Source organism: Allobrachymonas wangyanguii (assembly GCF_045055315.1).
GTDB lineage: Bacteria > Pseudomonadota > Gammaproteobacteria > Burkholderiales > Burkholderiaceae_C > Brachymonas > Brachymonas wangyanguii.
On sequence record NZ_CP173677.1, the window covers coordinates 2,290,969 to 2,310,132 of the forward strand.

General features: G+C 58.2%; 13 protein-coding genes and 1 pseudogene. 4 read left to right on the top strand and 10 right to left on the bottom strand.

Annotated elements, in window-relative coordinates:
* Positions 1–71: 71 nt before the first annotated feature.
* A complete protein-coding gene (locus ACI3EV_RS11045; protein ID WP_337691839.1) occupies positions 72–1,295 on the bottom strand; it encodes a type II toxin-antitoxin system HipA family toxin in 1,224 nt (407 codons plus the stop codon).
* Positions 1,292–1,603, bottom strand: a complete 312-nt coding sequence (locus ACI3EV_RS11050) for a helix-turn-helix domain-containing protein (RefSeq protein WP_017936956.1) — start codon at positions 1,601–1,603, stop codon at positions 1,292–1,294. The genes ACI3EV_RS11045 and ACI3EV_RS11050 overlap by 4 nt, the downstream gene beginning before the upstream one ends.
* Before the next feature lie 246 nt (positions 1,604–1,849).
* Between ACI3EV_RS11050 and ACI3EV_RS11055 the strand changes: the two are divergent.
* A pseudogene (locus ACI3EV_RS11055) lies at positions 1,850–1,993 on the top strand (transposase); the annotation flags it as partial.
* Positions 1,994–2,359: 366 nt separating this feature from the next.
* On the opposite strand, the gene ACI3EV_RS11060 reads toward ACI3EV_RS11055, so the two are convergent.
* The 8 genes from ACI3EV_RS11060 to ychF form a co-directional block, all read right to left on the bottom strand.
* On the bottom strand, positions 2,360–4,072 hold the full coding sequence (locus ACI3EV_RS11060; RefSeq protein ID WP_337691837.1) for a DUF262 domain-containing protein: 1,713 nt from the start codon (positions 4,070–4,072) through the stop codon (positions 2,360–2,362).
* Positions 4,073–4,127: 55 nt separating this feature from the next.
* On the bottom strand, positions 4,128–6,860 hold the full coding sequence (locus ACI3EV_RS11065) for a DEAD/DEAH box helicase family protein (protein ID WP_337691836.1): 2,733 nt from the start codon (positions 6,858–6,860) through the stop codon (positions 4,128–4,130).
* On the bottom strand, positions 6,860–8,563 hold the full coding sequence (locus tag ACI3EV_RS11070; protein ID WP_337691835.1) for a site-specific DNA-methyltransferase: 1,704 nt from the start codon (positions 8,561–8,563) through the stop codon (positions 6,860–6,862). The genes ACI3EV_RS11065 and ACI3EV_RS11070 overlap by 1 nt, the downstream gene beginning before the upstream one ends.
* A 23-nt stretch (positions 8,564–8,586) precedes the next feature.
* Entirely contained in the window at positions 8,587–9,462 is an 876-nt protein-coding gene (locus tag ACI3EV_RS11075; protein ID WP_337691834.1) for a DNA adenine methylase, read from the bottom strand.
* A gap of 2 nt (positions 9,463–9,464) precedes the next feature.
* Entirely contained in the window at positions 9,465–11,156 is a 1,692-nt protein-coding gene (locus ACI3EV_RS11080) for an AAA family ATPase (protein ID WP_337691833.1), read from the bottom strand.
* 12 nt (positions 11,157–11,168) lie between these two features.
* Complete coding sequence (locus ACI3EV_RS11085) at positions 11,169–14,042, bottom strand: SNF2-related protein (RefSeq protein WP_337691832.1); 2,874 nt, start codon at positions 14,040–14,042, stop codon at positions 11,169–11,171.
* A complete protein-coding gene (locus ACI3EV_RS11090; protein WP_337691831.1) occupies positions 14,042–15,103 on the bottom strand; it encodes a Fic family protein in 1,062 nt (353 codons plus the stop codon). Before ACI3EV_RS11090 ends, ACI3EV_RS11085 begins: the two co-directional genes overlap by 1 nt.
* Positions 15,104–15,269: 166 nt before the next feature.
* The gene (gene ychF / locus ACI3EV_RS11095; protein ID WP_329769626.1) at positions 15,270–16,367 is read right to left on the bottom strand and encodes a redox-regulated ATPase YchF; all 1,098 of its coding nucleotides are present in this window, start codon (positions 16,365–16,367) and stop codon (positions 15,270–15,272) included.
* A 148-nt stretch (positions 16,368–16,515) separates the two neighbouring features.
* Here ychF and ACI3EV_RS11100 point away from each other — a divergent pair, with 148 nt between their 5' ends.
* The 3 genes from ACI3EV_RS11100 (at position 16,516) to ACI3EV_RS11110 (ending at position 19,136) form a co-directional block, all read left to right on the top strand.
* Positions 16,516–17,679 carry an FAD-dependent monooxygenase gene (locus ACI3EV_RS11100; RefSeq protein WP_337691830.1) on the top strand — a complete coding sequence of 388 codons (1,164 nt, stop codon included), beginning with the start codon at positions 16,516–16,518 and terminating at the stop codon, positions 17,677–17,679.
* Positions 17,680–17,745: 66 nt separating this feature from the next.
* On the top strand, positions 17,746–18,549 hold the full coding sequence (locus ACI3EV_RS11105; RefSeq protein WP_337691829.1) for a DsbC family protein: 804 nt from the start codon (positions 17,746–17,748) through the stop codon (positions 18,547–18,549).
* Between the two features lie 149 nt (positions 18,550–18,698).
* Entirely contained in the window at positions 18,699–19,136 is a 438-nt protein-coding gene (locus ACI3EV_RS11110; protein ID WP_337691828.1) for a DUF3429 domain-containing protein, read from the top strand.
* The last annotated feature ends 28 nt before the right edge of the window (positions 19,137–19,164 follow it).

Here is a 19,164-nt window from a genome sequence, read left to right on the forward strand (position 1 = left end):
ATGTTTGTACTCAAAAAACTCAGCATTGAGTACGTTCACCCCTGATCTGGCGCCGTTGCGCCGGCTCGGATTCAACTTTCCAGGCGCCTGCGACAGGTATCAATGGTGGATTTTATCTGCTGCGCCAACATCTGCCTGATCGGAACACGCTCAAATCGCTCACCCAATGAGCTTGCCTGCGGCAACATCCGGTCGATGACCTCTTCCGCCCGTTTCCTTGGGATGCCACCTTCCTCCGCCAGACGCAATAAATGCCGACGTTCGATGGCAGCACCTTCGCCGCAAACGTCCAGGTGATGCTGGCCCATCGGGCCTTCGCTGAAGGTCAGGTCGAATGCCGGAGCCAGACGCCAGCGCCGGTCGGGCCCGAGACGCCAGGCGAAATTCTTGGGGTGGTCGTCACGGTTGTGGAAGAGCACATTGAAGACGGCTCGCGCGTAGGCTTTCTCCACTTCGCGCTCGTCGCGCGTCAGGAAACGGGTAGCTCGCAGGAAGGCGGTGTAGTCGGTGGCACCGGGCAGGCGAAAATCCACCTGCAACAATCCAGCCAGACTGTGCACCGGGACGCGTTGCCCACCCTCTCGGTCGAAGCGCGCGACGCCGAAGGCGGCCAGTTCAGGGCCAAGGTCGAACCAGCGGCTTTCGGGTACATCCAGTCCGCAATCCCGAGCCAACTCGGCATAGAGCTGCTCGATGACGCAGACTTCCTTGTGTTCGTTCTGCGCCGGGAACTTGACCAGCCAGGGACTGCCGGGCGCATCCGGACGGGTGCTGACTTGCCCGGTCGTTGCGTCGTACTGCACCAAGGCCTTGGGCCTGGCCCCTTGCGGTGAGCCGCCGGTGAGCGCGAGCTCGCGCAGGGCTGCCCCCGCCTCGCCCGCGAGCGCGAGACGGCTTTGCTCGGCCAGCGCCAGCAAGGACCAGTCGGGCTCCTGGGCAGCGGCGTCGCTTGCCGGAACGAAGCGCAACGCGCCCATGGCGCGCTCACCAATGAAGGCCAGCCGGTCCAGCGGCCCGGGATGGCGCAAGCCGTGTTGACGGAACAAGCGATCCATCAGCAGCAAACCCCAGCCGTCAGGCAGACTGTCGGCGATCAGGCCCGGAAGGCGATGCAAATGGGTCGGAAAACCACCGTAGGCATCCGCACGCAGCTTGAGGTGCAAGGGCGACAGTTCCAAGCCCTGAGACAGGGCTACGGGAGAATATTCGAAGAGCAGGGATTGACCGTCATCGGCTAAGCGTCCCAACGGCCAGTCTTCTCCCCAGCCGCAATAATGCACGGTAAGCAGCTTCATGATGTTCTCTTACGCGGCGCACGCTGGCGGCGGCTGACAAGGTCCACCTGCTCCATCTGGGCGATGGATTGCCGTTTGAGCACGAAGAGATCGTCCAGCGCCTCCAGCAAGCCAAGTGCCTGCGCAACGCGGACCAGCGTTTCCAGCGAGCACTGGCCGTCGCTTTCGAGTTTGCGCAACGCCCCCAGCGACAGTCCGGCCATTTGCGCCAGTTCACGCTGCGTGAGCGATTGGGCAAGCCGCTGCTCGCGCAGACGAACACCCAGCGCGTGCAGGATCTCAGCGGGAGTCGAGAGATGAAAAGTCACTTTTATGACCCTTATCGCGAAAAAAATTGCTTAAGAACCATTGTAGTGTACTTTACTTATTCTTGAAAGCAGATGGCTGCGATAGCTGCCGCGAGCGACTAGGCAGTGACCATCGTAACGCTACGATGTTACGGTGCAGGCTCCTGTCCAGCCGCCGGCGCCTCCAGCAGTACTGAAGGCTCGGTAATCCCCCCACAGAAGCGGTGGAGTCAGAAGTAGAATTTTCTCACTGAGGAGTTCTACGATATGAAGAAGTCGCGGTTCACGGACAGCCAGATCATTGAGTCGCTCAAGCGCGTGGAGGCGGGCCTGGCAGTACCCGAGCTTTGCCGGGAGCTGGGCATCAGCACGGCTACGTTCTACAAGTGGCGCTCCAAGTACGGCGGCATGTTCTCACCCGCCAGCCGCACAGGGCGGCAACCCGGCGCATGGCCGCAGCGGGGTTTCATAAGGTGCAGGCTGGACGCATCGACCATTCGTTGTCCCCACGCCGCCGCGCCCGATTTCTGGCGAAATCGAGCCCAGCGGCCACATTCTTTGTGCTCTCGAGAGCCAGCACAAAGAATCTGCTCATCGTGCTGGGGACAAGCGACTCTCGGGCTGCGTCCCGGCCGGAATGTGTCAGGCATGGTGGCAACACTGTGTGCACAAAGTGGCGTCAATGTGGTGAACAGCGTGGCAACATTGTGTTGAACATGGCGGCAGCATTGTGGCGACATGTGGGTCACCGTGTGGCAACAAGGTGGCGCTGACAGCTCAAGCGGCCGCATGGATGAAAGCATTCAGTGCCGCCGCGATGCGTTTACGGCGCTCCTGCAAGAACGCCTTGTAGTGATCCAGTACCAACAGTTCCTCCTCCACCGGGATGCACTGTGCCGCGAATGGTGCCGCACCGTGCTGTGCCACCAGCGGCAACAGGTAGGTCACAGGCGCTTTGTCGCTGATCGCACGATTGGTTTTGCCGCCGATGAAAGCCAGGTTGGCGATGTCGTCAGCCTCACGGGGGGTATAACTGCCTCGCAGCAATGCCTTGGGGAAAATGTGATGAAACTGCAAGCGGTGCTGACTGCCCGAGTGGTCCAGGGCAATGGCCAGGTGGCTGCGCCAATCCTTGGCGCCTGCCGCACGAAACGCCAGGAACATGGTCTTGAACAGCGCACTGCGCTGGTTGCGCCCCTCCAGCTCTTCCGGCGTGATGTCAAGACGGCCGAACTGCAGACGCAGCCGGTCGATCAGTTCATTGACGCCGCCGCCATTGCGGATGATCGCTAAATCCTGATCCAGAATGGTCTCACTGGAACCCCGGGAGAAACGGCCTTTGGCATTGGCGGCCAAGGCCCAGTAGCGCAACTGCTGCGCTTCTTCCGTGCTGAGGGCATAGTCACGGCGATGCCCAATGTAGGCAAGTACCACCAGTAAGAAGGGCGATGACAGCAAGGCAGGGCTGTCGATACCCAGATTGCTGCGTGCGAAATTGAGGGCAAATTCCATCCCCTCGCAGGCTTCTTTCCAGGCTTGCTGCAGTACGTCCAGGGTCAGGCTGCCGACGGTCAGAAAACGGGATTGCCCGGTAGCAAAGGCCATCAAATTCTTCAGGTGCAAACCCAGATCAAGCTCGAAACCGTTCTGGGCGCAAGCACTCTGGAAGTCCAGGAAGGTCTGCAGCGAGTGCCGCCATTTGGCCGTGATCTGCGCCAGAGCCAGATCGGAGCTGCGCAGCTTGGCGCCCAGCGAGTTGACCCGCACGAAGATTTCCGTGACCTCGTCGTAGGACAGTGTTCGCTCCAGCACGTCCATGCGATACACGTACTTGCGAATGCCGCGTAGCCGGGCCAGGCGCTGACTGTATTTCTCGTAACGCGGATCATCAAAGCCACTGATGCCCGCACGTTTGAGGAAAGGCGCATCGCTGTCGGTCTTGAAGACTTCGGATACCTTCACCCACTGCGGCAACTGCTCCAGCTTTCGGGTCGCCACCACGAAGGTCATTTTGTTGAAGCGCGTCAGCAGTTCGTCTTCGCTGGCGTCGGCCTCGTCGCCGCCCAGCTCGCCTTCCTCATCGACCTCAGCGTCATCGCCGTTCTCATCCACTTCGGTCACGACGGCCAGTTGGTCGGGATGCTCCAGATTGAACAGCAAATCGATGGGCCGACGGCGACCGCGCACTGACACCGGCTCGCCACGAATGACGGCAGATAACGAGGTCAGACGCTGTTGTCCATCGAGCAACAGGCGGGTGCTCTGATAAGGGTTATTGCTTTGGCTGACGGCAAAGCTTTGCAGGGGCACGGCCTCATCGGTTTCCCACAGCAGAATCGCCCCTGAGGGATAGCCCCGATACAGAGAGTCGAGCAAGTCGCGCACGCGCGTGGAGCGCCAGACATACTGCCGCTGCATTTCCGGCAAGCGCAGCTCACCGCGCTCGATCATCGAGACCAGTTCTTCAACGCTGGCTTCAGCCTTGGCCATGGTTATTCCTTATTGCGCTATTTAAGGTGAGCAAGTCGCCAGATACGGTAGTGCCTCAAGCCTTCACAAACATCAAAAAGTCGGCCAACCGCCGCGACTCATTGACTTCATCGTGAGGTACGAGCAGATACCGCCACGGTTTGCCGCCGACGCTCGCCGTGAAGTCCGACGCGTGCTGGCACCACTGCAAGGCAGCAGCAGCCTTAGCCTGCACCTCTTGCGTGTTGATATCGCCGCGTGCTTTGGTTTCCACCATCAAGATCGTCGAGTCGGTTTCAGCCACGAAATCCGGCACATACTCCGGCTGCTCGGTGCCAAGCTTGTAGTAAATCTGGAACTGACCCTTCGCAGGCTTGAACCACTTCAACGCGTCGCGCTCCAGGATGACAGCGAAGCGGCGCTCGGTGTCCGAATCGAACTTCTGCAGCGGATATAAGCACTTTGTGAAGCCGCCGAATAGCATCGACTTGATGCGGCCCACGTCCTCCACCGTTTTACGGAAATGGTGCGGAGCCTGCCCTGCGGTGGCGGTGTAGTTGCACGGCTTGAGCTCCGTAAAGCCACGGCTGACCTGCACCTCGTACTCCGTTGCTTCCTCCCAGAAGTGGGCCATCATCTGCGCATGGATTTCGCGCGCGATCAGGCGCCGGTCACGATCGAGGACGTTGACGGCCTCTTCTTCGGACAGATAACTGCGCAGGTGCTGCACCATTTGACCTGCGAGGTCGTAGAGCAAATCGGCGTGGGTGAAATAGTCGATGTCGTCGAAGTCGACTAGCGCGTGGACGATGTAGTCTTCCAGACGCTGCTCTCTGAGCCCGACCTCGGTAGCCAGCGTGAACTGCTCGTTGGTGCGCAGCATCTGCCCAACGATCTCGCGCTCACCCGGCTGAAGATGAAGCTGGCTCACATCAAGCTGGAATGGATGGAACCCTGTCGTGACCTCGCCAGTGGGCACCACGGCAATACGCGGGATATCGATCGTCTGCTGGACCACGATTTCCGTGGTCTTGGCCACCACGGCGGACAAGTCAAGTGCGGGGGCTGAATCATCCACACCCGCCAACAACTCGCCTTGCAGAGGTTTCAACCGCTCCGTCACCTCCGCAAGAATCTCTTTCTGCACTTCGGGTTTCAGCAACGCGCTGCTGGTGGGCACCAGATCGCGTTTGACCTCGTACTTGCCAATGACGTCCATGACCACGCGCGCGGCCTGCTTCTCCGCCTCCGTCGTAAACACCGGTTCAGGGGCTGGCACTTTCGGTCCGCTGTCGGTGCCAGAAGGCCCTGTGACCAAGATCGGTGTGTCCGTCAAGCCGAGGCGCGACACTGCCCCGGATTCGACCTGCACGCTGACCTTTCTGTCGTCAGCATTCGGTGCTTCAAGGATGACATGCTTCAGACGAATTGGCGAATCGCCACGATTGGCTTCGTCGATGATCTCTTGGAACTTGTCGTGTGCGACGATGTTCAAGCGATCCACCGCCGCGACACCCGTGCGTTTGCCGTAGGGCAGTCGCAGGCCACGTCCGATGGACTGTTCGATCAGCGTGCGGGCATTGGCGGCGCGCAGCGGCACGATGGTGTAGAGATTGGTCACGTCCCAGCCTTCCTTGAGCATGTTGACGTGGATGACGATCTCGGTTGGCTCATCCGGGCTTTCCACCGCCAGCAGTCGTCGGATCATCTCTTCCTCTTCCGCGCCACTCTTGCTGGAGTCAACCTGGATGACCTTGTCGGCGTAGCGTCCTTCGTAGAACCGCTCCGACTCAATCAATTCTTTGAGCTGTGCCGCATGCGTGGTATCTCGGGCGATAACCAGCATGAAAGGCTTGACCAGCTTGACGCCGTTCTCGCGGGCATAGGTGAGTAGCTCAACCTTGGTCGTCTCGTGCAGGCGCACGCCGTCTTCCAGCTTGGTCTTCTCGATTTCTTCGGGCGTGTGGGCTTTGGCGTCGAAGTTTCGTTGGGTGACCACGGCAGGCTCTTTGACGAAGCCGTCCTCCATTGCCCGCGCCAGCGGGTAGTCCATGACCACATTCTTGAAAGGCACCGGCCCCTTGCTGGATTCCACGAAGGGCGTCGCCGTCACTTCCAGACCGAATAGCGGTTTCAGTTCATTGATGGCACGCACACCTGCGCTGGCGCGATAGCGGTGTGATTCATCCATCAACAACACCAGGTCGGGCAGATTTGCCAGATGATTGAAGTAGCTGTCGCCCAGCACCTCACGCATGCGCTTGATACGTGGCTCCTTGCCGCCGCGCACCTCGGAATTAATCTTGGAAATATTGAAGATGTTGATACGGACATCTTGGGCGAAGCCCTGTGGTTGATCATCCACCGCCGCACCGGTCTGGTCGTAGTTGTCACCGGTGATGATCAGCGGCGGTTGCTGCGCGAATTCGGCAATTCCCTTGAACACGTACTTGGGTGTATTGCGCGTGAAGTCCGTGATCAGCTTGTTGTAGATGGTCAGGTTGGGCGCGAGCACGAAGAAGTTGTTGATGCCGTGCGCGAGATGCAAATAGGCGATGAAGGCGCCCATCAGCCGAGTCTTGCCCACACCTGTTGCCAGCGCAAAGCACAGCGAGGGGAACTCGCGCTCGAAATCCTCCAGCGTAGGGAACTCGGCCCTTAATGTGGAAAGGATGGATGTGACATCTCGCTCATGGCTCAGCAGATCGGGGGCTGCTTCGATCATGCGCGCCAGCCTGGAAAGCGATTCTGCCTGTGGCGGGCGAAGAGACAAACGACCAGTGACGGCGTGCAGGACGCGGTTGCTCATTATTCGTCCTCCCCAAATAGACCGCCCTGATTCGAATTCGTGGCAGCCACTTTTCTGTTCCTGGACTTCTTATTGACGGCCTCGGCGGACGCAGCAGAATCCACTGGATCAGGTTTGGCCAACGGCAGGTTCGCCACGTTTAGGCTGTAATCGTCATGGCCCCATTCGCAGCGGGCCAACACCATCTTTGGAATCTTCTTCAGCGTCAGGTTTGGCCAGCGTTCCGCCGCCTTGGCGGCCGTCACACCCCGAAACGCGGAGCAGCACACCAGCAGGCTCTGTTCGGAACCCACTTCGTCGGAGAGTGCCTGCAACTGGTCGGCGGACAGGTTCTGCGTGGTGACGTAGATAAAGTCCTGCTCGCTGGAGTGGCCATGCTGCCACCAATGCGTTTCCGAAGGTGCATAGGTGAAACCTTCCAGCTTGCACAGGGCTTCGGCCAGTTGCGCTGCGTTGTATTCTGGGTTGATGATGGGGTTGCCCCAGCGGTCATTGACAATCAGGCTGGGAGCTAGACGGTAATAGCGGAAGCCGCCGCCGCCTTTCCAGCCCGTGCTTTCGGTTACGCCGCCTTTGTCTTCACCGTCAATGACCTTCTTCAGGCGCGGGATGATGTGAGTGTGGCAGTGCTCACCCAGCTCCACCATGATCCAGCGGCGGCCCATTTTGTGTGCGACCGCACCGGTGGTGCCGGAACCGGCGAAGGAGTCGAGGATGAGGTCGCCAGGGTTGGTAGCCAACATCAGGACACGCTCAAGGAGTCGCTCCGGCTTCGGCGTGTCAAAGAGGTTTTCACCAAACAACGCCCGCATTTCTTTCTTCGACTCGTCGTTGTGACCGACTTCATCGTAGGGCCAGATGGTGGTGCTTGGAATCGTGTCAGTAACCTCTGACAGGAATCGCTTGTATGCGGGGCGTGCATCACCATTCACACCGAACCAAATGCGGCTGTCTGCTATCAACTCAGCAAACTTCTCCTTCGTGTAGCGCCAGCTTGTACCGGACGGTGGATAGACCTCCCGACCAGAAGGCAATGTGACAGGAAAAATTGCGTAGTCGCGTGCTTCGTTACGCAGCACATTGTCCGCCTTCCAAGGGCCGCGTGGGTCGTTGTCCCTATTTGTGTATCGACTGGTTTGCTTTTCAGTTTTTGGCAAGCGCCCAAGATTGAATCTGGTCAAGTCTTTGGCGACAACAAGCACAAAGTCATGAGAGTTTGAGAAATACTTTGAATCAGACTTTGGTGCGTACTTTTTCTGCCAAATGACAGTAGAAACAAAATTTGCTCGCCCAAACACCTCATCACACAGCACCTTCAAATAATGCGCCTCGTTGTCATCAATCGTGATCCACAACGAACCATCATCCGAAAGCAAGCGCCGAATAATTTCCAGCCGATCTCGCATCAAACCCAGCCAAATAGAATGCTCTAAGCCATCGTCGTAATGCGTGAATGCGCTGCCGGTGTTGTACGGTGGGTCGATGAATACGCATTTGACCTTGCCGCTGAACTCTTGCTCCAGTGCCTTGAGCGCCAGAAGGTTGTCGCCGAAGATCAGTCGGTTGTCGAAAATATCGTTTTCTGTCACACGCTGTTTGGCGTGGTACGACTTTCCCGGGTCTTCGAGCAGGATGCGCGGTTCCAGCTTGGGCCGCTTGTCCTTCCCGATCCAGGTGAGTTCGAGTTTTTGCTTGTTACTCATCAATCATTCCTACGCAAGGCCTGTCAGCCAACGGCTTTTGTTTGTGGAATCGCTTCGTCGGGAATTTGAGTGGTTTTGCTGAAAAACATCACTTCATTACCGACATATCGACGTTGTGCCGTGTAATTCAGCCCATAGGCAAGCGATTGGCTTAACTGGTACATGGCGCAAATTTCTTCCGTGTTGTCATAGGAGACAACCCAAGGCCATTTAAAACTCTTTTTCTGAAGTGTTTTGGCAATGGCAACATGATCATCATGCTCGTAATAGTTACGATATAATCCTTTGCCTTTGACGTAATAGGGCGGGTCAAGATAAATCAAAGATTTTTTCGGCAAAAACTCTGAACACCTACTCAACAAACTAAGAGAGTCTTCACAGTAGACGGAAATTTTGCTCGCATGCCTAGCAATTTCCTGAACGCGAGCCGCCACAACTTCTTTTTTGAATCGAGCATCCAACTTGTATTCACCATCCTGCTTCTGGCCGCCAATAACCCCAGCTTTGAGAATCCCTGAGCGATTGGTGCGATTCATAAACAGCGTGGCAAACCCCTTCTCGACCATACTAGCCTGAACTTCACCGCGCAGAACAGACCGCCACTTGAACCACTCATCAATGGTGATTGGCGTGGAGTCAAGCAGATTCAACAGAGTACGTGAGTGCTTGGTAACGGAAATCCAAAAGGCATAGACTGCCGGATCAGCATCGTTGATATGAATGTGGCTGGCATGACCATCGAGAAGCAATGCCAATGCAACACCAGCTCCTCCAGCATAGGGCTCCAGATAGTGCCCACCCGTAATGCCATTAACTTCCATCACCTTGGCGATGAAGGGTGCAAAAGGTGCTTTGCCACCCGGATAACGCAAGGGGCTGTATAGCTTGTTGGAGTACATGGCTATATTACCTTTTTTAACTTGATGCCCAAGGCAGTCAGCTTGGCGGCATCAACAGAATATCCGACTTTCATGGCATGATGTAACGCTGCCTTGATCTGTTCTAAGAACTGATTGCTTGCAGCTGGATTGTTTTTGATCCAATGCATCCACGGATTGAAAGGCTTGGAGACTGTGGTAAACAGCTGCTGAAAATTTGGATCTTTGTAGAACCGTTTGAATATTTCTCTCGGCTTTCCAGTTCCTCGGTAGGTATTGAGCCGTTCCTTCACATCAACGGTTGCTCCATTGACGGCGAACTCACGAATGATTTCTGCTGCCGAATTAGTAAAATTCGGCCGTGCGTATCCCAAGTCGTTCTTCCAAAAATCGTCATCTGCTGGAAGATTGTACAAGTGTTCGAAAATCAACTGATCAGGGGGAAGGCTCCCAGGAAGTAAAACAACCGTTTTGTAGCCCTTGCCGTTAACTTTGTCAGAAGTATCCGAGTCCAAACAAACCACGCTTTTTTCTGAAAACTCGGACACCCCCTTCTGAATAAGCTGTAAATAATTTGAACAGCCCAAGGATATTTCAGTCAGAGGTTGAGTGAATTTCTTGATCGGCTGCCTGTTCATCAAGGCGGCAAAGAAATCCGCAGCCTCCTTGTCCTCAAAATAGACATTAACACTTGGAAGACGAACTTCTGCGGAGGTTGAAACTGTTCTGGTATGAATGTCAGCACTGATCTGAGGCCACGACCAATTCTGAGCAACCTGCACATTGCCGTATGTATTACTCAAATAAATGGTTTTATATTTTCTTCTGTATTGCTGGCTTTTTTCATAGGCGTACTCGATCAGAGTGGGCGAGTGAGAAGTCATGATCACTTGCAGATTCAGCTCATTGCACTCGCGGTCAAGAATTTTGATCAGATTGATCTGGGCTGTCGGGAATAGCCCCGCATCAGCCTCATCAATCAAAAGCAGCCCACCCTTGTAGTCTGCATATTCTTCTTTCAGCTTGCGAAAGGACATTAAGGCAAGAACGATCTGTCCAGCATTATCCTCGCCCGCCGAAACAGAGTCCTGATCATAATTTTCACCATGCGCGACGGCGGAGCTGATAGTTCCCTCCGTGCCGGTAGCCACAGATGATTGTCGATTTAATAATTCGTTGGTCAGTCCAATAAATTCCTGCTCATGCTGTTTTAAGTAATCAAAATCAATAACCTTGTAGTCCCGATCTGCAATCGGATATAGTCGTTTCAAGCTTAGAAAAATTACGGGGTGCGTAAAGTTGCGGCTTGTATTTCCACCCTTCTCAACAGTGCTGTTGTTGCGAACTACTGGTCTGGGCAATTTGCCCCGCTTCATCAATTCTAGCCTTGCGGTCGCGTCCTTATCCGTGTATCCATCGTGCAGTTCTATGTTAACCGTCATCGAGCCGGGACGATCGAATTTATCTGATATTCGAAAATGCTCGCTGTATTGGGACTTGAACAAGCCGCCAGTGATTTGTCGGAATGAAAGTGCAGAGCCTTTAATGTAGTCTTTTTCAAAGCTAAAAATTTGCGCCGCAATGCCAAGAATGGATGATTTGGATGTGCCATTTTTTCCGCAGACGACTGTAATGTGGTCACCGAATTCAATCTCCACATTGCTAAGTGCACGGAACTTTTCAACGAACAGTTTTTTAAGCTGAGTTTTTGGCATGTTTTTCCATCCTTATTCAAGCTCCCATTCGACAGTGAAAATCATGCGCTCTTCAACCTGCTGCTGAAGCTGCGATTCCAACTGGCTGATGAGGTCATTGCGCTGTGCTTCAACTTCATCTTGTCGAGCAAACAACTCGCGACGCAGCTTACTGCGCTTGCCTTCCAGTTCGCGCTGCTTCTTCTGCCATGACAGCTTTTCGTCCAGCGTCGGCGAGGTCGCGGCGGTTCGGCGCACCTCCTTGATCTCGCGGTCGATCTCTTTGATCTCCTGCTCCAGACCCAATTTCAGATCGTCCGCCCAGGCATCCAGCTTCTGGACTTCCTGCTCGAAGTAACCAAGGTTGCGCTCGTTGACTTCGCGCAAGAGCGCGCTTTTGCGCGCTTCCACATCGACCAAAAGGGTGGCGTCAGGGGCGTTGAACAGACTGACTGCCTGCGTGGTTGCGGGCAGACGCAGCAGTTTTTCCGGGTCATCTTCCGTGAGCAAAACGCCGTCGGTTGTTGCCGCGGCGACTAGCAGATGTTCTTCCCGGTTGCCAAGGGTCTCGACCGTGATCAGTCTCACGGTGAGCCATCCAGCCTTGCCGCGATAGGCTTCAAGTGTGCTGATCTTTGAACCGTAGGCGTCGTAGTCGAAGATGAGACGGGCTTCATCAAGTTTCCGAGCCTTGGCCTGCTCGATTGCCCATCGAGCCAGTGGATGGCTGATGCGGTATAGGTGCGCATCGCCGGACCGGCGGGGCAGTTCGTAGCGCCCACGCTCGATGGTCGTAAGTCCGCTGTGCTCGATTTCAGCCGGTATTTGGCAGAGATCGAAACCGCTGTCATCGAACGAGGCATACTGGATCAATTCGGCGCGGGTCAAGTCCATCAGCATGCGCTCGAAGCGATTGCGCGCGTTGCGGCTGTCGTCTGCACGTATCCGCAGTTTTTCCTGCACTGACTCGTCGAAGTTTTCGAGTAATGCCTGACGCGTCTTGACCATGGCGTCACTGATCTCTCCCGACAGGTCAAGGCGGAGCTGCTCAAAACTGGATTTGATTTCCTCTGGTTCTCGGCAGTTCTGGTAGATATCCGCGATGCGTCGCTCGAAGTCGACACCCGAACCGATGGCGCCCAACACTTCGTCGCTGGCGCCAAACACGCCTTCGAAGAGCTGGAACTTCTGCGCCAGCAATTCATAGACGCGTTTGTCCGCCTCATTGCTGAGATCCACGAAGTTCACCACCACCACATCGTGCTTCTGGCCGTAGCGGTGGCAGCGCCCGATGCGCTGCTCGATACGCTGCGGATTCCAAGGCAAGTCATAGTTGATCACAAGCGAGCAGAATTGAAGGTTGATGCCTTCGGCGCCAGCTTCGGTTGCAATCATGACCTTGCCACGCTCCTTGAAGTGCTCGACCAGTGCTGCACGGGTGTCGGCGGTCTTGGAGCCGGTGATGCGGTCAGTGCCTTCGTGGCGTTTGAGCCAATCCTTGTAGATCGCCTGCGCACGCTGGTCGCTGTTAGTTCCGTTGAAGAGCACAATGCCGTCGCCGTATGGCGTGTCAGCCAGCAAGCTCAGCAGATACTCCTGTGTGCGCTTGGATTCGGTGAAGATAATGGCTTTTTGGGCTGCACCCAACCGATCCAGTTCGGCAAAGGCACGATCCAGTGCGGTCAGCAGCGCCTTACCCTTGGCATTGTCACGGATGTTGGTTGCCAGCTCCTTGAAGTGGCGAAGCTCTTCGATTTCCTGTGCAATGGCATCTCGCTCTGAGCGGCTCGGTGCCGCCGTAGCGGAGCCTTGCTCGTTCCACTCATCCGCAGTTTCGTCCAGCGATTCGTAGTCTTCGTCGAGTTCTTCGGCCAGATCAGGAATTTCTGCCGTCTCGTCGAGCACTCCCTGAAGCCGTTTGGCCATCGTCTCCAGCGCGCCTGCGATGGCGTGCGAGCTGGACGCGAGCAGCTTCCAGAGCACCAGTGAAATCAGCTGGCGCTGTCCCTCAGGCATGGCCTTTAGGTTGGGGCGGCGCAAGTAATCAGCGACGAGTCGGGACAGTTCCTGCTCTTCGCTTGAGGGCGTGAATTCCTGGATGATGGCCTTGCGCGCCGTATACGACACATAGGGCTGAACCTGTTTGCGCAGCGTGCGCTTGCAGATGGGAGCCAGCCTGTCACGCAGGCCGTTGAAAGCCTGCTCCCGGCCAGTAAATTGCGAGCGAAAGCTGTCGAGATCTCCAAACACGCGGTCATCAATGAAGCTGACCAGCCCATAGAGTTCGAGCAATGAGTTTTGTAACGGCGTTGCGGTCAGCAGCACCTTGGAGTGAACGTGCGACAACGCATCCTTGAGGGTTTTGGCAATGACGTTGCTGGTCTTGTAGACGTTGCGCAGGCGATGCGCTTCGTCGAGAACGACCAAGTCCCAGTCAATGCTCTTGAGATCGTCAGCCTTGGACTTGGCGAACTGGTAGGAACAGATGACCGGACCGGAGGCGAAGAGGAATGGATTCTGTCGATCCTGCTTGCGGATCGCGTTATAGCTTTTGGCTTCGAGAATCAATCCTTGCAGGCCGAATTTGTCTTGCAACTCCTGGTGCCACTGCTTGCGCAGGTTGGCCGGAACGATGATGAGAATCTTGCGGCGTCGCTCGGCCCAACGCTGTGAGATCACCAACCCCGCTTCAATGGTCTTGCCGAGGCCCACTTCGTCGGCGAGGAGTACGCCGCGCGAAAGGGGATTGCGGCAGGCGAAGAGGGCGGCATCCACCTGATGTGGATTGAGATCAACCTGCGAGTCGACCAGTGTTGAGGCCAGCGATTCCACGGAATCGCCTGCCGCACGGCGCGTCAGAAGCCATGCGTAGTACTGGCTTTGATACTGCGTAAGGGGCTGTTGCATCAGTCTCCCCCCTCTACCTTGACTTGTTTCCACTTCGCTCCTCGCCCCTTGCCCATGGACTCGATCACTCCCTCTGACTTCATCGCCCGCAGCACCAGCCGCACCATGTCCCGGCTCACGCCCGGGCAAGCTTCTTCAATTTCGGAAATCGAGAACGGCAGGGTGCGCCCCAGGACTTCCGCACGCACCCGGTCGCCTTTACTTCCACGGCCGCGCTCGATGGTGCCGACACGCTCCTCGAACTCACGGTAGGCCCGCAGCAAGGCACCCCAGAAGTAATCGAGCCAGGGCTTAACATCGTGCTGCCCATGGTGCCATCCCTGCGAACTGGCTTCCAGCGTCTCATAGTAACCTTCCTTGGTGTCCTCGAAGATGCGTTCCAAGCTGATGTAGCGGCCCACGGCATAGTCGAAGTGGTAGAGCAGCAGCAGGGTCAACAAGCGGGACATGCGACCGTTGCCGTCCGGAAAAGGGTGGATGCACAGGAAGTCGAGCATCGCCAGCGGCGCCAGCACCAGCGGGTCGGCCAGGTGCTGGTCCAGTGCGGTGGCGTAGCGCTCGGTCAAATCAGCCATGGCCATCGGCGTGAGATGCGCAGCGACTGGCTGGAAACGCAGACGCGACGTGCCATCCGGGTGACGCTCGATGATGTCGTTATTGGTGGCCTTCCAGCGCCCGCCCGCCTGCGGCATATAGCGGTACAGCAGGGTGTGGAGTTGCAGCACTACGCCCTCGCTGAAGGGCATGTGCGCGGCCGATTCGTGGATCAGCGCCAGAGCATCACGGTAGCCGGCGATCTCCTGTTCGGAACGACTCTTTGGCGTTGCGTTGCGGATGACCAGAGACTTCAACCGCGAGGGTGCGACGACAACGCCTTCCAGCCGGTTGGACGACTCAGTGGATTCGACTACCGCGACCTGGCGTAGGCCTTTGAGGGCTTCAGGCGACTGCGCGGCATAGAGCTGTTGCTTGCCCTGGTACTCGCCCAGTGTGCGCAACGTGGCAGCCTGGGTGCCATCGAAGCGAAGCGCGGCAAGGTACTCGGGTGTGAGCGAGTGCATGGAATGCGAGTTTAGGCTGTATAAATGGGGTAATCATAGTCACTAAATGGGGTATTGTTCCCACAAATACCTCATTAAAGGTATTTGATTACCCCCATTTCCAGCGACCCGCCTTGGGCTCAATCCAGCCAAGCGCTACCGAACGCTACTGAGTGTTGAAAAATCGTCACACGTTAAACAAGAAGTTCATCACATCCCCATCCTTCACGACGTACTCCTTGCCCTCGGCGCGCATCTTGCCCGCATCCTTGGCACCCTGCTCGCCCTTGTAGGCGATGAAGTCGTCAAACGCAATCGTCTGCGCGCGGATGAAACCACGCTCGAAGTCACCGTGGATCACGCCGGCTGCCTGCGGTGCGGTATCGCCAATGCGGATGGTCCAGGCACGCACTTCCTTCACGCCGGCGGTGAAGTAGGTCTGCAGGCCGAGCAGCTTGAAGCCGGCGCGGATCAGGCGGTTCAGGCCGGGTTCGTCCTGGCCCAGCTCCTGCAGGAACATGGCGCGGTCTTCGTCTTCCATCTCGGCCAGTTCGGATTCGATCTTGGCGCAGATCGCCACCACCGGCGCATCGCCGTGCGCCTTGGCAAACTCTTTCAGGCGGTCCAGCAGCGGGTTGTTCTCGAAGCCGTCTTCGGCCACGTTGCCGACAAACATGGCCGGCTTGGCGGTGATCAGGCAGAGCTGCTTGATCAGGGCCTGCTGCTCGTCCGTCAGGTCGAGCACGCGCACCGGCTTGCCTTCCAGCAGGCCGGTCTGCACCACATCGAGTGCCTTCACCATGGCGATGGCTTCCTTGTCGTTGCCGGACTTGGACGCCTTGGTGTAGCGCTGCAGCGCCTTCTCGACCGTACCCAGGTCGGCCAGGCAGAGCTCGGTCTGGATCACCTCGATATCGGCAATCGGATCGACCTTGCCGGAGACGTGCACCACGTTGGGATCTTCAAAGCAGCGCACCACGTTGACGATGGCATCGGTTTCGCGGATGTGGGCCAGGAACTGGTTGCCCAGGCCTTCGCCCTTGCTGGCGCCCGCCACCAGACCGGCAATGTCCACAAACTCGACGATGGCCGGCACCACGCGTTCAGGGGTGATGATCTCGGCCAGCTGGTCAAGGCGCGGATCCGGCACTTCCACCACGCCGGTGTTCGGCTCGATGGTGCAGAAGGGATAGTTCTCGGCGGCGATGCCGGCCTTGGTCAGGGCGTTGAACAGGGTGGACTTGCCCACGTTGGGCAGGCCCACGATGCCGCATTTGAGGCTCATGGTGATTCCTTGGGTGATGCTCGGGCAAGGGGCCGCGCGCGGGGCCGCGCCTTGCGAAAAAGTCGGAGGTCTGGGCAGGCTGCCGCCCAATCTTCCAAGTGTATGCGAAGCCGGCCTAAAATGGCCTTTTCTGTACCGGGATCCTGTCATGTCCTTCCATACCTATGATGTTTGCATCCGCGGCAGCGGCATCGTCGGACGCGCACTGGCCCTGCTGCTGGCGCGCCACCGCCTGCATGTGGGACTGGTAGAGTCGCCCGCCTTCCCCGGCCAGCAGGCCGATATCCGCGCCTACGCCATCAACCACAAGTCGCAGGCCCTGCTCGCCAGCCTCAAGTGCTGGCCCGGCCCGGACAAGGCGACGCCGATCAAGGAAATGCGCGTCTGGGGCGATGTGCAATCGCAGACCGTGTTCAGCGCCAGCCAGCTGCAGCAGGAGGCCATGACCTGGATCGCCGATGTGCCCACGCTGGAACACATGCTGCAGCAGGCCTGCCAGTACCAGGGCGGCATCGAGGTCATCACGGCGGAACAGGCCGAAGCCGATCCGGCACCGCTCACCGTGATCTGCGAAGGCAAGCACAGCACAACGCGCGCCGAACTCGGCGTGGAATACGACGTCACGCCCTACCGCCAGACCGCCATCGCCACGCGCGCCACGCTGGACGCGCCGCACCGCCAGATCGCCTGGCAGTGGTTTGCCCACACCGGCAACAACAGCGAAATCCTCGCCTTCCTGCCGCTGGGCGGCCCGGACGGGCAGGAAGTCGGCATTGTCTGGTCGGTCGATCGTGGCCGCGTGCCCGAGCTGCTGGCACTGGACGATGCCGCCTTTGCCGCCGCGCTGGACAGCGCCGCCCACCTGCAGCCGAACGAGGCACCGCGCGTGACCGGCGTGCAGCGCCGCGTCGCCTGGCCGCTGCAGCTGGGCATGGCGCAGCGCTGGGTCGGCAGCCAGCCCGCTGCCGATGGCAAGACGCGCCTGAGCTGGGCGCTGGCCGGCGATGCCGCGCACAGCGTGCACCCGCTGGCCGGCCAGGGCCTGAACCTGGGCCTGGCCGATGTCGCCCTGCTGGGACAGATCCTGGGCCAGCGCCCGTTGTGGCGCAGCACCGGCGACATGCACCTGCTGCGCCAGTACGAGCGAGCGCGCAAGACTGCCAGCGCACCGCTGATTGCCGGCATGGACGGCATCCAGCGCCTGTTCTCGCACAATGCCGCCGGCGTGCGCCAGCTGCGCAATCTCGGCATGGCACTGTTCGACCGCAGTGGCCCGGTGAAGGACTGGGTCGCGCGCCGCGCGATGGATTGACGCACTTTTCCGCTAAAGTAGAACCTTCTACATAATCATCGGGCAGCTGACTGCCTGGCACTGCCCATGAATTTCCACCGCCTGGCAGCCTGTGCGCTGCTTCCTGCTTCCCTGTTGACGCTGACCGCCTGCCAGCAAGATGCCGCCAAGCCCGCCACCCTGGCTTCTGCTGCCGCGCCTGCCGCTGCCATCCCGGCCAGCGCCAGCGCCGATGCCATGGCAGCCCTGCAGCAGACGCTGGAGCAGCGCATTCCGCAACTCAGCGGCCACATCCTGGAAGTCAGCCCCAGCCCCATGCCCGGCCTGTACGAGGTACTGGCCAGCGGTAACAACCTGTTCTATACCGATGCCCAGGGCGATTTCCTGCTGAACGGCTCGATGCTCGAAACGCGCACGCAGAATGACCTGACCGCCGAGCGCATCGACCAGCTGAACGCCATCGCCTTTGACCAGCTGCCGACGCAAGACGCCTTTGTCACCAAGCGCGGCGATGGCAGCCGCCAGCTGGCGGTGTTCAGCGATCCCAACTGCCCGTTCTGCCACCGTCTGGAAGAATCGCTGGCCAAGATCGACAACATCACCATCCATACCTACCTGCTGCCGATCCTGGGCGACAACTCGGTCCAGCGCGCCGGCCAGGTCTGGTGTGCGACAGACCGCGTCAAGACCTGGGAAGACTGGATGCTGCGCAAGGCCGAACCGGCGGCAGCTGCTGCCAGTTGCGACACCGGTGCGCTGGAACGCAACGTCGCCTTTGCCCAGCACCACGGCATTACCGGCACGCCGGCGCTGATCTTTGCCAATGGCAAGCGTGTCAGCGGCGCAATCCCGACCGAGGAAATCGAAAAACTGTTGGCAGAAAGCCAATAAGCCCGATCCGGGCCGCGCATTTCACCCGCCGGCGTGCGGAATTCCCGCCGGCCGGAATCAATTTGTTCGACAATCAGGGGTTCCCCGCAATAGACAGCCTGGCGTCAGCCGCACGCCAGGTGCAACTTGCGGCTACCCGAGCCTGACCCATGCTGCCGCAAACCAGTCGCCATTTCATCCGTGCCATCCTGTACCTGGGCTGTGTGCCCATGGCCTTGCTGGCGATCCTGATGTGGCTGGTGCATGACGAACTGCACGGCTTTGTCGCGGTGGCGCTGGCCAGCTATGCCGGCATCGTGGTCGCCTTCCTCGGCGGCGTGCACTGGGGCATCGGCCTGCGCATTGGCGTGCATGCACCCAAGTTCCACTTCATCTGGGGCGCGATTGCCGCTTTCTGCGGCTGGTTCGGCACCATGATGATGCCGGCCGCCGGCATGCCTTTCCTCGCGCTGATGTTCGTCATCTGCTACGTGGTGGATGACCGCACCTGGGTACGCGCCGGCCTGAGCGAATGGCTGACCGCACGCTTCCACGCCACCGTGATCGCCGTCTTGAGCTGCCTGGCGGGCGCCGCCGGCTCCATGTAAGGCTGCTGCCGCTGGCGGCACGGCCAGC

Coding starts and splice junctions, on each gene's coding strand:
- ACI3EV_RS11075 (WP_337691834.1), bottom strand. CDS start 9,462: ATGTACTCCAACAAGCTATACAGCCCCTTGCGTTATCCGGGTGGCAAA.
- ACI3EV_RS11065 (WP_337691836.1), bottom strand. CDS start 6,860: ATGAGCAACCGCGTCCTGCACGCCGTCACTGGTCGTTTGTCTCTTCGC.
- ACI3EV_RS11060 (WP_337691837.1), bottom strand. CDS start 4,072: ATGGCCAAGGCTGAAGCCAGCGTTGAAGAACTGGTCTCGATGATCGAG.
- ACI3EV_RS11090 (WP_337691831.1), bottom strand. CDS start 15,103: ATGCACTCGCTCACACCCGAGTACCTTGCCGCGCTTCGCTTCGATGGC.
- ACI3EV_RS11105 (WP_337691829.1), top strand. CDS start 17,746: ATGAATTTCCACCGCCTGGCAGCCTGTGCGCTGCTTCCTGCTTCCCTG.
- ACI3EV_RS11045 (WP_337691839.1), bottom strand. CDS start 1,295: ATGAAGCTGCTTACCGTGCATTATTGCGGCTGGGGAGAAGACTGGCCG.
- ACI3EV_RS11100 (WP_337691830.1), top strand. CDS start 16,516: ATGTCCTTCCATACCTATGATGTTTGCATCCGCGGCAGCGGCATCGTC.
- ACI3EV_RS11110 (WP_337691828.1), top strand. CDS start 18,699: ATGCTGCCGCAAACCAGTCGCCATTTCATCCGTGCCATCCTGTACCTG.
- ACI3EV_RS11085 (WP_337691832.1), bottom strand. CDS start 14,042: ATGCAACAGCCCCTTACGCAGTATCAAAGCCAGTACTACGCATGGCTT.
- ychF (WP_329769626.1), bottom strand. CDS start 16,367: ATGAGCCTCAAATGCGGCATCGTGGGCCTGCCCAACGTGGGCAAGTCC.
- ACI3EV_RS11080 (WP_337691833.1), bottom strand. CDS start 11,156: ATGCCAAAAACTCAGCTTAAAAAACTGTTCGTTGAAAAGTTCCGTGCA.
- ACI3EV_RS11070 (WP_337691835.1), bottom strand. CDS start 8,563: ATGAGTAACAAGCAAAAACTCGAACTCACCTGGATCGGGAAGGACAAG.